Origin of the sequence: Microbacterium sp. B19(2022), assembly GCF_012030385.1 — a bacterium.
GTDB classification, from domain to species: domain Bacteria; phylum Actinomycetota; class Actinomycetes; order Actinomycetales; family Microbacteriaceae; genus Microbacterium; species Microbacterium oxydans_B.
Genome location: NZ_JAAUVO010000007.1, coordinates 20353 through 32785 on the forward strand (window position 1 = coordinate 20353; position 12433 = coordinate 32785).

Below are 12433 nucleotides of genomic sequence, written 5' to 3' on the forward strand. Positions count from 1 at the left end.
GAAGAACGGAAGAGGGATCATGAGCAATCGGACGAGGCACGATGTCGACGTCGCCGTCATCGGCGGTGGGCTCGCCGGTGTCGCGGCAGCGATCGCTGCGGCGCGCAACGGAGCGACCGTGGCGCTGGTGCAGGATCGTCCGGTGCTCGGAGGGAACTCGAGCAGCGAGGTGCGGGTCTGGGTCTGCGGTGCGACGGCGACGGGGCATCATCGCTTCGCGCGCGAGACGGGGATCATCGGCGAGCTCTATGTCGAGAACGAGTACCGCAATCCGCTCGGCAACCCGTACTACTGGGACCTCGTCGTGCTCGATGCCGTGAAGGCGGAGCCGCGCATCACCCTGCTGCTGAACACACACATCACCGAGGTGCGGATGCACGGAGACCGGATCTCGTCGGTGGGCGGGATCGTGCTGGGTTCGGAGGGCGAGGTCACTGTGGCCGCGCACACCTTCGTGGATGCCACCGGCGACGGATCCGTGGCGGCCCGGGCCGGTGCTCGGACGCGACTCGGCCGGGAGGCGAGTGCAGCTTTCGGTGAGGATCTGGCACCGGAGGAGGAGGACGAGCTCACGCTGGGCAGCACGCTGCTGTTCTATACCCGCAGGGAGTCCGAACCGGTGCCGTTCGTGCCACCGGCGTTCGCGATAGACCTGGCAGCCACGACGATTCCGGAGAGCCGGGTGCTTCGCACGGGTGACAACGGAGCCGACTACTGGTGGATCGAATGGGGCGGCGAGCTGGACATCGTCGCCGACAACGAGCGGATCAGGGACGAGCTGTGGGCGGTCATCTACGGCATCTGGGATCACATCAAGAACTCCGGGCGATTCCCCGATGCCGAGAACCTCACTCTGGAGTGGGTCGGTTCGGTTCCCGGCAAGCGAGAGTATCGCCGGATCGTCGGCGCGCACACCATGACCCAGGACGACGTCGCGTCGGCGACACAGAAGTCGGATGCCATCGGATTCGGCGGATGGTCGATCGACCTGCACCCGTCGAAGGGCGTGTACGAGCCGCGATCGGCCGCGCAGCAGATCTACCCGCGCGGCACCTACGACATCCCCTTCGGTATCCTGCGCTCCATCGACGTCGGCAATCTGCTGATGGCCGGCCGTAACGTGAGCGCGACGCACATCGCCTTCGGGTCGCTGCGCGTGATGGCGACGTGCGCGGTGATGGGCGAGGCCGCTGGAACCGCAGCGGCTCTGTGTGCCGCGTCGGACTGGACTCCGGAGGAGCTTCACGATGCGCACATCCGAACCCTGCAGCGCCAGTTGGTGCGACAGGATGCCGCGCTCATCGGCGTGCAGGACGACGACCCCGCCAATCTCGCTCTGCAGGCGTCGGTGACGGCGACGTCGGAACTCCGGTGGGATCAGCTCGACGATCCGAGTTCCTCGCTCCCTCTCACCGACGACACCGCCTTCCTGATTCCGCGAGGGCAGTCGGGGCCGGTGCAGGTGCACCTCTCGTGCGAGGAGGCCGCCACCGTCTCGTGGGCGGTGTTCGAGACTACCGACGGTCGCACCTATTTCCCGGAGGTGCCGCTCGACTCCGGGAGCGTCGAGCTTCCCGCCGGGCACGCCGGATGGGTGGCGTTGACGGATGAGCTCCCGGTCGGCGAGGGTCCGGTGGCGTCGACGGTCATCGTCCTCGAAGCGACTCCGGGCGTGCGGTGGGGGAGCAGCGGTCAGTACCTGTTCGGCGCGGTCTCGATGACGCGTCGCGGCACCGACCACGTCGACGAGATCGACGCCCATCTCGTCGCCGATCGACCGGACGACGTGGTGCGGTGGGGGATCAAGAAGCTGTCGCGTGTTCGGCTTGCCATGCGATGCGAGGGTGCCGTCGTGGGCCTGGAAGCGGCCAACGTCGTCGGAGGGTACGGGCGACCGTACGGCGGACCGCGGATGTGGTCGTCGCGTCCGCGACGAGACCTGGCGGCGGATGAACCGGAGATCCTCACGCTCGAGTGGGAACGGGGAATCCAGGCGTCGGAGGTGCGTGTCGTCTTCAACGACGACGTCAACGCCTACGTGAACAACCTCCACTACGTCCGGAGCGATTATCGGATACCGCCCGAGATCGTCGCCGACTTCGATCTCGAGGCATTCGTGGATGGGCACTGGCGCGCCCTCGGCGCGGTGCGGGACAATCGTCGACGTCACCGAACCGTGGCGTTCGAACCCGTCGCGACGACGCGAATCCGGCTCGTCTGCCACCGCACGAACGGCTCCGACCTGGTCCAGGTGGGCCAGGTGCGGGTGTACTGATCGGAAGAACAATGACAGCAGTGCATCCCAGCCCGTCCGACCTCACGCCTCGAGCGCTCAAGTTCGAAGTGCTCGCGCAGGAGCTCCGTCGAGGAATCGCGGCGGGCAGTTGGCCGCTGGGCAGTCTTCTGCCGACCGAGAAGCAGCTCGTCGAGTCCACGGGCTACTCGCTCAGCACGGTGCGCCGGGCGGTGGACGTGCTCGTCGACGAAGGACTGATCCTTCGCCGTCAGGGCTCCGGCATGTACGTCTCGAGCGCCTCCCGGCAGCGGACCGAACAGCGCACGATCGGGGTGCTGATCCCCGACACGCGGCTGTATTTCCCGACCGTCCTGCAGGGCATCGAGGCAGGACTCTCCGGTTCGGGTACCTCCATCGCCCTCGCGACGTCGCAGTACGACTCCCGAGTCGAGCAGGAGGCGATCGCCCGGTTCGTCGAAGCGGGTGTCGACGGACTGCTGATCACGCCCATCATCTCCGACGATGCCGATCCCGGCGCCCTGCTCCGCCGGCTGGAGAGCATTCCGATACCGGTGGTGCTCCTGGAAAGACGTATCCGGAGCCTGGGCTATTTCGATCCGACCGAGTACGTCTGCTCGAATCATGAAGCCGGTGCCTTCGAGGGGGTGTCCCACCTGCACCGTCTCGGTCATCGCCGGATCGCGCTGGCGCTGCGGGCGGATTCCGCGCCGTCGTCCGGAGTCCGCCGCGGGTATGAGGCGTCCGTCCCGCACCTGGAGGGCATGGTGAGCACGATCGTCTCGAGGACGAGTGCCGAGTGGCTGCAGACCCATGCCGACGACGTGCTCCAGGAGATGGTCGATGGTGGTTGCACCGCGGCCCTCGTCTTCGGTGACCGCGAGGCGACGCTCCTCGAGGTCGCTGCGCAGCGTCGAGGGTTGCGCGTGCCCGAGGATCTCGCCATCGTCTCCTATGACGACGAGGTGGCCGACGTCGCCCCGGTGCCGCTGACGGCCGTGTCGCCGGCCAAGCACCGCATCGGGCGGATGGCCGCGGCGCTCCTGCTGACGCGGATCACCGAGGGAGATCAGTCGCCGGTGCAGCAGATCTCGATCGTGCCGAGGCTGACGATCCGCGATTCCTGCGGCGCCCGGACCCGCTAGGCGCGGAACCCGTCTCAGCCGGCGAACAGCGTGACCGGCAGACCGCGCACGCCCGGCTGCACGGCGAACACCGAACCCGCCTCGGTGCCGTGGCCGTCGGGGAGGCCCTGCGCTGACGTCGTGATGTAGAGCGTGCCGAGGTCGTCGCCGCCGAACGTGCACGCCGACACCTGCGGCACGGGGAGCTCGATCGTCTGCACGAGCACTCCGGTCGCGTCGTAGCCGTGCACGGCACTGCCGCCCCAGAGGGCGACCCACACGCTGCCGTCTGCGGCGACCGTCAGTCCGTCCGGGGACCCCTGCTCCTCGGGGATAGAGACGAATGCCCGCCGTCCACGCAGCTCGCCCTCGGCCACGTCGAACACGTCGATGCGGTGGGTGGCGGTGTCGACGTAGTAGGCGCGGCGGCCGTCGGGCGAGAAGCCGATGCCGTTCGAGATCGTCGCCCGAGGCAGCACGGTCGAGACCGTGAGCTCCGCGTCGAGCCGCAGCACGAATCCGCCGTCCGGTGCGGCGTCGTAGGCCATGGAACCTGCGAGCAGGCGGCCGCGCGGGTCGCAGCATCCGTCGTTCATGCGCACGTGCGGATCTTCGTGCAGGGTCGCTACGGCGCGCGTCTCGCCGTCGACGTCATCCGCGAGGTAGAGCGTGCGGGCGCCGACCGCCACCAGGCCGCCGTTCGTGCGCGGCCGGGCGAACGCCAGGTACTCGTCGTCGATGTGCTGGCGGGTCACACCGTCGGTGCCCAGCGTCAGCAGATCGCCGGCCTCCCCGTCGACCCACCGCAGTCCACCCCAGCCCGGCCACCACACGGGACCTTCGGCGTGACGGGCGACGGGACCGGTGACGTTCTCCGGGGTCATACTTCTTCTCTCGGCTGGGTGCGCGCGGCGGCGTCGAGCGACACGGAGCCCGCCCCACGACTGCGCGCGACGTACACGGTGTTCGACGAGACCCCGTCGGTGACGGGATTGTCGAAGTCGACGATGTGGGCGACGGCATCATCGAACACGGTGTGCAGTTCGACCATGAACTCGTCGTCGGGCGGATCATCCGACCACAGGGCGAAGACCCCGCCGACGGCGAGGTGACGATCGAGCGCACGCAGACCGGCGGCGTCGTACAGGTCGGCGTGCGTCGGGTCGAGCTGGTGGCGGGGAGAGTGGTCGACGTCCAGAAGGATCGCCGAATACCCGCGGTGCCCCTCAGCGGGTGCCGACCGCATGACGGCGAAGAAGTCGTCTTCGACCAGACTCGTGCGCGCATCCTCGACGAGTTCCGCCGACGCGGGCAGGAGCTTGCGCTCGTGCCAGCCGATCACGGCGCCCAGTCGATCGATCACCGTGAGCGATGCCACCCGCGCATCGCGCAGCGCCGCGACGGCGGTGTAGCCGAGCCCGAGCCCGCCGACCAGGACCGAGAGGTCGTCGCCGACCACCGCGGCGAGGCCCAGGTTCGCGAGCTCTTCCTCTGCCACCGTGAACAGGCTGGACATCAGGTACTCGTCGCCGAGCTTGACCTCGTAGATCTCCTGCCCGACCGCCGGCTCCGTGCGCCGGCGCAGCATGAGGTCGCCGATCGGCGTCGTCTGCCAGTCGAGCTCTTCGAACCGAGTGATCACCGCGGCGTGCCTCCGTCGTCGTCGCCCGGCAGGGGCAGGGTGCGGGCGGGGCCCGCGGGGGTGTTCGCGTCTCGGGGTTTCTCGTCGCGGAGGGGGAGTCTCATCCGCTCGGGCTCCTCGGCGGCCGCGGCGGGAGCGGAGATCTCCTTCGCCACCTGCTTCTCGAGCACCGTGACGGCGTCATCGGAGAGCAGGATGAGGCCGTCGAGCTCTTCGCGCACGCGCTTGTAGGCGACGTTGCGCTCGGCCTGCGTGGCCGACTCGTCGACCGCGACCTTGAGCAGCTGCTGAGCCCGTTCCAGGCGCTTGCGCTCCGGCGCGGTGAACGTCGAGTCGCGCAGCCGCCGGGCATCCTTCTCGGCGATCTCGAATGCGACCGCGTAGTCGCCCACGGCCTGCAGATACTCGGTGATCTGCTGCTCCGACACCTTCGCCTCGGCGGATGCCGGACGCAGCGCATCCGCCGTCTTCTTGGCGCGCAGGAACGCGGCGGTCAGCGGCTGACGGCCGTCGCTCATGGCGGGGAAGGCGATGAGCTTCGCGACGTCGAGCTCGTAGTCGAGCCAGCGGGCGGTGATCTCGTCGTGCTCGGCGAACAGTCGCGCGACCAGGTCGTTCGGGACGACGGATGCCGTGGTGTCGACCACCGAAGGCCCGCGGCGCTTGGCCTGCTGGGTGAGCGCACGGGCCTCGATCTCGGCGGTCTTCAGCTGCGCCTTCATGCGAAGAGTCTCCAGGCGGCGCTCGTGACGGCGCTTGGAACCCTGCTCCCACGCCTTCGCGGCACCGCCGGCCATCCCCATGATGGGGAAGATGAGCCACCAGTAGTTGCCCGCGAAGTTCCAGAAGCCCTGGATGAACTCGTCCATGATGCGTTCAGCCTACTGCGCGGGGTGGTCGCCCCCGGGGTCTGTCACGGGCGCGAGCACCCCGCGTTCACCAGTCGTGGACGGTGCCGTCGAGCAGGCGGTTGTAGGGGAGGTAGGCCTGCTCGTAGGGGTACTTGCCCGCTTCGTCGACGTCGAGCTCGACGCCGAGGCCGGGCTTGTCGCCGGGGTGGAGGTAGCCGTCGGTCCAGGTGAACGACTGCTGGAAGACCTGGTCGGTGCGGGCGCCGTGCTGCATGTACTCCTGGATGCCGAAGTTGTGGATCGACAATCCCAGGTGCATCGCGGCGGCCATGCCGACCGGAGAGATGTCGGTCGGCCCGTGCATGCCCGACTTGATCTGGTACATCGCCGCGTAGTCGAGCGTCTTCTTCAGTGCGGTGATGCCGCCCATGTGGGTGACGGCGCCACGGACGTAGTCGATGAGCTGGTCGCGGATGATGTCCTTGAAGTCCCACACCGTGTTGAAGATCTCCCCGATCGCGAGCGGGGTGGTGGTGTGCTGGCGCACCAGGCGCAGTGCTTCCTGGTTCTCGGCCGGGGTGCAGTCCTCGAGCCAGAACAGGTCGTACGGTTCGAGATCCTTGCCGAGCCGGGCGGCCTGGATGGGGGTCATCCGGTGGTGCCCGTCGTGCAGGAGGGGGATGTCGGGGCCGAACTCGTTCCGTACCGCCTCGAACACGCCGGGGAGGTGGTTGAGGTAGGCGCGGGTGTCCCAGTCCTCCTCCACCGGCTTCGCGCCGCGGCGGGCGGGTTCGTGGTCGTACCGGGCTTCGCCGCCCCCGGCGTCGGCCGATTGCGAAGCGATCCCGTAGATTGCCTTCAGCGTGGGCACCCCGGTCTGCACGCGGATGGCCTTGTATCCCTGTTCCTGGTGCGCGCGGATCGAGTCGAACAGCTCCGGCAGCTCCTTGCCCGACGCGTGCCCGTACGCCATCAGGCCGTTCCGCGACGCTCCCCCGAGCAGCTGGTAGACGGGGAGGCCGGCGACCTTGCCCTTGATGTCCCACAGCGCCATGTCGACCGCGGCGATCGCGGCCATGGTCACCGGGCCCCGCCGCCAATACGCGCTGCGGTACAGGAACTGCCAGGTGTCCTCGATGCGCGACTCGTCCGCCCCGATCAGCAACGGCACCACGTGCTCGGTCAGATATGCGACGACGGCGAGCTCGCGCCCGTTCAAGGTCGCGTCGCCCAGCCCGGTCACGCCGTCGGCGGTCGTGATCTTGAGTGTGACGAAGTTGCGATCGGGACTCGTGACGATCACGTCAGCCCTGTCGATGGTCATCGGGTTCCTCCTGCGGCTGCGGGTGCGTCGGTCATGTCGGTGGCGGGTTCGCCGGCGATCAGCACCTCGCGTGGCGTGATCGCGCGCTCGCCGGGCGCCCAGTCGAACAGCAGCACGTCGGCACGGGCGCCGACCGTCCAGTGCGGACCGTCGCCGAGGACGGCTGCGGGGGCCGAGGTCGCGAGCCGCACCGCCGCCGCCAGCGAACCGGTGAGGCGGGCGACGGTGGCGACACCGACGTCGAGGGTCTGCACGGAGCCCGCGAGGAATCCGGTCGACACGTGCCGCAGCGCTCCGTCGTCGGCGAGGTGCACGCCACCGCCGATGGTTGAGACGCCGTTCTCCCGCAGGGCCGTGGGCGTGGCGACGGCGTCGCTCACGAGGAAGATGCCGTGGTCGCGCTTCGCGGCGATCATGGTCGCGAGCGTCGCATCGGGCAGGTGGTGGCCGTCGGCGATGACACCGGCGGCGAGCCGGCGTTCGGCGAGCTGCGTCCACAGGTAGTTCGGATGCCGGGGGAGCACCGCGTGCGCGCCGTTGCCGAGGTGCGTGGAGAGCGTGGCGCCGGCGTCGACGACCGCGGCGATCTCGGCATCCGTCGCGTGGGTGTGTCCGACCGCGACCCGCACACCGTGCGCGACGAGGAAGCGCGTGGCTTCGACGGACCCCGGATGGTGCGGAGACAGGGTCACGACCCGGAGCAGGCCGGGAGCGGCGTCGAGCCAGGTCTGCAGCTCGGCGATGGCCGGTGGGCGGATGTGCGCGAGCGGATGCACGCCGCGGGGGCCGTCCTGCTCCGACAGGCTGGGACCCTCGACGTGGATGCCGGCGACTGCGCGCGAGGTCGCGGTCGAGGTGCGCACGGCCTCGTCGATCGCACGGATGCGGGCGAGCATCTCGGCGGGTGAGGCGGTGATGACGGTCGGCAGGAATCGCGTGACGCCGTGTGCGGCGAGAGACTGTGCCATCGCGGTGATGTGGGCCGCCGAGGGTTCTGCCGCGTTGGCGTCGCCGTCGAGGTGGCCGTTGACCTGCAGGTCGATCAGCCCGGGGCCGATCCAGGGGGCGCCGTCACCGGGGTCGGCGGTCGGGGTGAGTGCGCTGATCCGGCCGTGCTCGACGACGACCTCCAGCCCGCCCGCGCCGAGGGTGTCGCGACCGTGCAGCGTGCGCGCGGTCATCGTGCCGCCTGGGCCGCCACGGCCGGTGCGGGATGCAGCAGCGACGCCGCGTCGCGGTCGACGTGCACCTCGCAGCGCGAGTGCCGCCGCAGCACGGTGCACGGCCAGTGCGAGCTGATCGGCTCTTCGACCAGGGCCCGCACGGCCTCGGCCTTGCGGGCATCGGGCACGGCGCACACGAGGTGGGCGCCGTTCATCAGCGCCGGGATGGTCAGCGTCAGTGCGTGGGTGGGCACGGCCTCGAGCGTATCGAAGCAGTCGTCGTCGACCTGCTGCACGCGGCTGGCGAGGTCGAGCTGCACCACGCGCACCGGGCACGGGTCGCCGAGGTCGGCGTCGGGCGGATCGTTGAACGCGATGTGGCCGTTCACCCCGATGCCGAGGCACACCAGGTCGATGGGCCCTTCGGCGAGCAGGGCCGCGTACTCGTCGGTCGCCGCCTGGGCGCCGAGCTCGGTGCGCATGGGGTGGAACGCGGCGGGCTGCACCGCATCGACGAGGTGGGTGCGCAGCCAGTTGCCGAAGCGCTGGGGGGCCGCGGGGTCGAGATCGAGGTACTCGTCCATGTGCAGGATCGTGATGCGGTCCCACGGCACGTCGGGCTCGGCGGTGAGGGCTCGGTACACGTCGAGCTGGCTGGGGGCGGCGGCGGCGATCATCCGAGCGGTGCCGCGAGCGGCCACGGCTTCGCGCAGCGTGCGCGCCGCCGATCGCGCGGCGGCAGCGCCCATCGCGGCGCGGTCGGGGTGGGCATGCAGGGCGAACGTCGTCGTGCTCATGATTCGCAAGATTAATGCAACCGCTTGCAAAGTCAAGCCCCCGAATGGGATCCGTTCCACGTTCTCGCCGCGCCCAGGAGGAGATTCCCGGGGGTTCGCACGCGCGCAGCCACGGTGCACGGGCTTAGTGTGTGTGACGTGACAGGCAACAGGAAGACGGCATCGACGTCGGTGACGATCGGCGACATCGCCCGCGTGGCCGGCGTCTCGCGGTCGACGGTTTCCCGTGCGTTCAGCCGCCCCGAGCTGCTGAACCCCGAGACGGTGCGACGCGTCAAAGCCGCGGCCGACGAGCTCGGTTACGTCATGAACCACGCCGCGCGCGCGCTCTCCACCGGTCGCTTCGGCAACGTCGCCGTGGTCGTCCCCGACATCGCCAACCCGTTCTTCCCGCCGCTCGTGCGGCGCGTGCAGACGCTGGCCGACGCCGCCGGCTACGCGGTGTTCCTCGGCGACTCCGACGAGATCGCCGACCGCGAGGCCAACCTCACCTCGCGCCTCAGCGCCCAGGTCGAGGGCTTCGTCCTGGCCTCCCCGCGCCTCGACGAGGACCGCATCCGCGAGCTCGACGCCTCGCGCCCCGTGGTGCTCGTGAACCGCGACATCGAGGGCCTGGCGCGGGTGCTGATCGATCCGAGCGGAGGCCTCGACGAGGCTGTCGCGCACCTCCATCGCCTCGGCCACACCCGCGTGGTCTACCTGTCGGGGCCGCGCGAGTCGTGGTCGGACCAGCAGCGCCGGGCCGCCCTCGCCCGGGCCGCCGAGCGCGCGGGACTCGAGGTCATCGTGCAGGAGCTGGGACGCCCGAGCTCGGCCAGCGGACGCGACGCGGTCGGCGGCATCCTCGCCTCCGAGGCGACGGCCGTGATCGCGTTCGACGACGTGGTCGCCCAGGGCGTGATGGCGGGACTCGCGCTGCGCGGCATCGACGTTCCCCACGACATCAGCGTGATCGGATGCGACGACACCCTCGCCTCCGGCACGCATCCGGCGCTCACCACGATCTCGGCGGCATCCGCGGCGGCCGGCGATGCCGCGGCCGAGCTTCTGCTCGGCGTGCTCGCCAGCGGGGAGCGCTCGGATGCCCGCGTGACGATCGCCACGCACCTCGTCGTCCGGGCCACCACGGAGGCTGCGCACACGATCGGCGGTTGACCATGCAACCGGTCGCATGATTTACTGTCGCCCATGCCTCGGATCGCGATCATCGGTGCCGCCCATCCGCACGTGGACTACGTGCTCGACGAGCTGACCCGCGCCGACCGCGCCGCGTTCGAGCTCGTCGGTGTACAGGACGCCGACCCTGCTGTCGCCGCGCATCACGCCGCCCGTTTCGGCGTGCCCGCCTTCGACCGCGCCGAGGATCTGCTCGCCGAGGGCGTCGACGTCGCCGTGATCGCCGGTGTCTACGGAGCGCGTGGCGCCGATGCCATCGCCGCGCTCCGTGCCGGTGCCCATGTGCTCGCCGACAAGCCGCTGTGCACCTCGCTCGCGGAACTCGACGAGATCGAGACGGCGGCCGCCGAGGTCGACCGCACCGTGAACCTGCTGCTCGAGAAGCGCGGCTACCCCGAGACCCTCGCCGCACTCGACGTCGTGCGCGCCGGCGAGCTGGGCGACATCGTCGGCGTCACCTCGTCGGGCCCCCACAAGCTCAACCGCGCCCAGCGGCCGGACTGGTTCTTCGACCCGGCGCAGTACGGCGGCATCCTGACCGACCTGTCGGTGCACGACCTCGACGCCGCGCTCCTGTTCGCGCCGGCCGACGAGGGCGTGATCCGGGGAGCCGTCTCGGCCCCGCTCGACGGCGCCGAGGGATTCGCGCGCTACGGCTCGGCCACCCTCACGACACCGAACACCGTCGTCTCCGCCGAGGTGAGCTGGCTCACCCCGCAGGCCTCCGACGTGCACGGCGACTATCGGCTGCGCCTGGTCGGCACCCGCGGGACCGCGGAGATCTTCTGGGCTCGCGGCCGGGTCGAGGTCACAACCCACGATCAGCCGACCCGCGCGCTCGATCTGCCGTCGGGGCGGCGTCCGGCCGAAGAGGCGCTCGACGCCTTCGCCGACGGGCGTACCCCCGAGGTCGGAACCCGGGACTCGCTCGCCGCGACCCGACTCGCCCTCCTCGCCCAGGCATCCGCCGACCAGGGCGGCACCGCGCTGGCCTGGTCGCGCCCGGTCGACTGAGACCCCCGCCGACTGCGCCGACACCTCCGGCATCCACCCCCACGACAGGAGACATCATGACCGAACCGCTGCGCATCGCGATCGTCGGCGCCGGGGTGATCGGCGCCGTCCACGCGCGCCTCGTCGCGGCTCTCGGTGACGCCGGCGTGCTCGCCGCGATCGTCGACGTCGACGAGGCTCGTGGGCGTGCGCTCGCCGAGCAGTACGGCGTGCCGTTCCACGCGTCGGCCGCCGAGGCCTACCGCGCCGAAAGCGTCGACCTCGCCGCGATCTGCCTGCCCAGCGCCTTCCACGCCGACGCGGTGGTCGCCGCCCTCGACGCGGGGGTGGACGTGATCGTCGAGAAGCCGATCGACGTCACACTCGAATCCGCCGATCGGGTGCGGGCGGCCGAGCGCGCCTCCGGACGCACGGTCTCCGTCATCAGTCAGCGCCGCTTCCAGCCGGTGGCCTCGTTCATCCGCCGCTCCATCGACGAGGGCGCGCTCGGACGCGTGACGTCGGGCGTCGTGGAGTCGGCGTTCTTCCGCCCGCAGGAGTACTACGAGTCCGGCGACTGGCGCGGCACCGCGGCCATCGACGGCGGCGGTGCACTCATGAACCAGGGCATCCACGCGCTCGACCTGCTGCTGTGGATGCTCGGCACGCCGGTGTCGGTGAGTGCGAAGACCGGCCGCCTCGCGCACGAGGGCATCGAGGTGGAGGATGTCGCGGGCGCCACGATCGAGTTCGAGAGCGGCGCCATCGGCCTGCTGCTCGCCAGCACCGCGGCCTACCCGGGGCTGCCGGTGCGCCTCGCCGTGCACGGCTCGCAGGGCACCGCGGTGATGGAGAACGACGGGCTCTCCTTCTTCGCCTCGGCCTCTGCGCCGCAGCCCGACGCCGACTCGCTCGTCGAGCACGATGTGCCCGAGGGGTGGAGCGACGTCGACATGGCGCATCGTCGGCAGTACCTCGACGTCGTGAGCGCGATCCGCAGCGGCGGTCGCCCCGCCATCACCACCGACGACGGCCGCCGAGCGCTGCAGGTGGTGCTCGCCGTGTACGAGTCGGCCCGCACCGGTCGTCCCGTCGACCTGCACGAGTGA

11 protein-coding genes are annotated in these 12433 nt (G+C 70.4%); 5 read left to right on the forward strand and 6 right to left on the reverse strand.

The window, feature by feature from the left end:
* Positions 1-19: 19 nt before the first annotated feature.
* Entirely contained in the window at positions 20-2275 is a 2256-nt protein-coding gene (locus HCX50_RS07815) for an FAD-dependent oxidoreductase (protein ID WP_167633618.1), read from the forward strand.
* A gap of 11 nt (positions 2276-2286) precedes the next feature.
* Positions 2287-3399: a GntR family transcriptional regulator gene (locus HCX50_RS07820; protein ID WP_167633620.1), complete on the forward strand. Its 1113-nt coding sequence runs from the start codon at positions 2287-2289 to the stop codon at positions 3397-3399.
* A gap of 14 nt (positions 3400-3413) precedes the next feature.
* Here the strand turns inward: HCX50_RS07820 and HCX50_RS07825 are convergent, their stop codons facing one another.
* From HCX50_RS07825 to HCX50_RS07850, 6 genes are all read right to left on the reverse strand, one after another.
* Positions 3414-4262, reverse strand: coding sequence for an SMP-30/gluconolactonase/LRE family protein (locus HCX50_RS07825; protein ID WP_167633622.1), 849 nt, complete (start codon positions 4260-4262; stop codon positions 3414-3416).
* Positions 4259-5020 (reverse strand): spermidine synthase, encoded by a 762-nt coding sequence (locus tag HCX50_RS07830; RefSeq protein WP_337749328.1) that lies wholly within the window; start codon positions 5018-5020, stop codon positions 4259-4261. The genes HCX50_RS07825 and HCX50_RS07830 overlap by 4 nt, the downstream gene beginning before the upstream one ends.
* Complete coding sequence (locus HCX50_RS07835) at positions 5017-5889, reverse strand: hypothetical protein (protein WP_237682401.1); 873 nt, start codon at positions 5887-5889, stop codon at positions 5017-5019. The genes HCX50_RS07830 and HCX50_RS07835 overlap by 4 nt, the downstream gene beginning before the upstream one ends.
* Before the next feature lie 67 nt (positions 5890-5956).
* The gene (gene manD, locus HCX50_RS07840) at positions 5957-7195 is read right to left on the reverse strand and encodes a D-mannonate dehydratase ManD (RefSeq protein WP_167633624.1); all 1239 of its coding nucleotides are present in this window, start codon (positions 7193-7195) and stop codon (positions 5957-5959) included.
* Entirely contained in the window at positions 7192-8376 is a 1185-nt protein-coding gene (locus HCX50_RS07845) for an N-acetylglucosamine-6-phosphate deacetylase (RefSeq protein ID WP_205828928.1), read from the reverse strand. The genes manD and HCX50_RS07845 overlap by 4 nt, the downstream gene beginning before the upstream one ends.
* A complete protein-coding gene (locus tag HCX50_RS07850) occupies positions 8373-9155 on the reverse strand; it encodes a 6-phosphogluconolactonase (protein WP_205828929.1) in 783 nt (260 codons plus the stop codon). The genes HCX50_RS07845 and HCX50_RS07850 overlap by 4 nt, the downstream gene beginning before the upstream one ends.
* 138 nt (positions 9156-9293) lie before the next feature.
* Here HCX50_RS07850 and HCX50_RS07855 point away from each other — a divergent pair, with 138 nt between their 5' ends.
* From HCX50_RS07855 to HCX50_RS07865, 3 genes are read left to right on the forward strand one after another with little or no spacing between them, the layout of a single operon-like run.
* Positions 9294-10310 (forward strand): substrate-binding domain-containing protein, encoded by a 1017-nt coding sequence (locus HCX50_RS07855; RefSeq protein WP_167633626.1) that lies wholly within the window; start codon positions 9294-9296, stop codon positions 10308-10310.
* A gap of 33 nt (positions 10311-10343) precedes the next feature.
* Positions 10344-11345 carry a Gfo/Idh/MocA family protein gene (locus tag HCX50_RS07860; protein ID WP_167633627.1) on the forward strand — a complete coding sequence of 334 codons (1002 nt, stop codon included), beginning with the start codon at positions 10344-10346 and terminating at the stop codon, positions 11343-11345.
* A 56-nt stretch (positions 11346-11401) separates the two neighbouring features.
* On the forward strand, positions 11402-12433 hold the full coding sequence (locus tag HCX50_RS07865; RefSeq protein WP_167633629.1) for a Gfo/Idh/MocA family protein: 1032 nt from the start codon (positions 11402-11404) through the stop codon (positions 12431-12433).

Coding starts and splice junctions, on each gene's coding strand:
- HCX50_RS07815 (WP_167633618.1), top strand. CDS start 20: ATGAGCAATCGGACGAGGCACGATGTCGACGTCGCCGTCATCGGCGGT.
- HCX50_RS07820 (WP_167633620.1), top strand. CDS start 2,287: ATGACAGCAGTGCATCCCAGCCCGTCCGACCTCACGCCTCGAGCGCTC.
- HCX50_RS07825 (WP_167633622.1), bottom strand. CDS start 4,262: ATGACCCCGGAGAACGTCACCGGTCCCGTCGCCCGTCACGCCGAAGGT.
- HCX50_RS07835 (WP_237682401.1), bottom strand. CDS start 5,889: ATGGACGAGTTCATCCAGGGCTTCTGGAACTTCGCGGGCAACTACTGG.
- manD (WP_167633624.1), bottom strand. CDS start 7,195: ATGACCATCGACAGGGCTGACGTGATCGTCACGAGTCCCGATCGCAAC.
- HCX50_RS07845 (WP_205828928.1), bottom strand. CDS start 8,376: ATGACCGCGCGCACGCTGCACGGTCGCGACACCCTCGGCGCGGGCGGG.
- HCX50_RS07850 (WP_205828929.1), bottom strand. CDS start 9,155: ATGAGCACGACGACGTTCGCCCTGCATGCCCACCCCGACCGCGCCGCG.
- HCX50_RS07860 (WP_167633627.1), top strand. CDS start 10,344: ATGCCTCGGATCGCGATCATCGGTGCCGCCCATCCGCACGTGGACTAC.
- HCX50_RS07865 (WP_167633629.1), top strand. CDS start 11,402: ATGACCGAACCGCTGCGCATCGCGATCGTCGGCGCCGGGGTGATCGGC.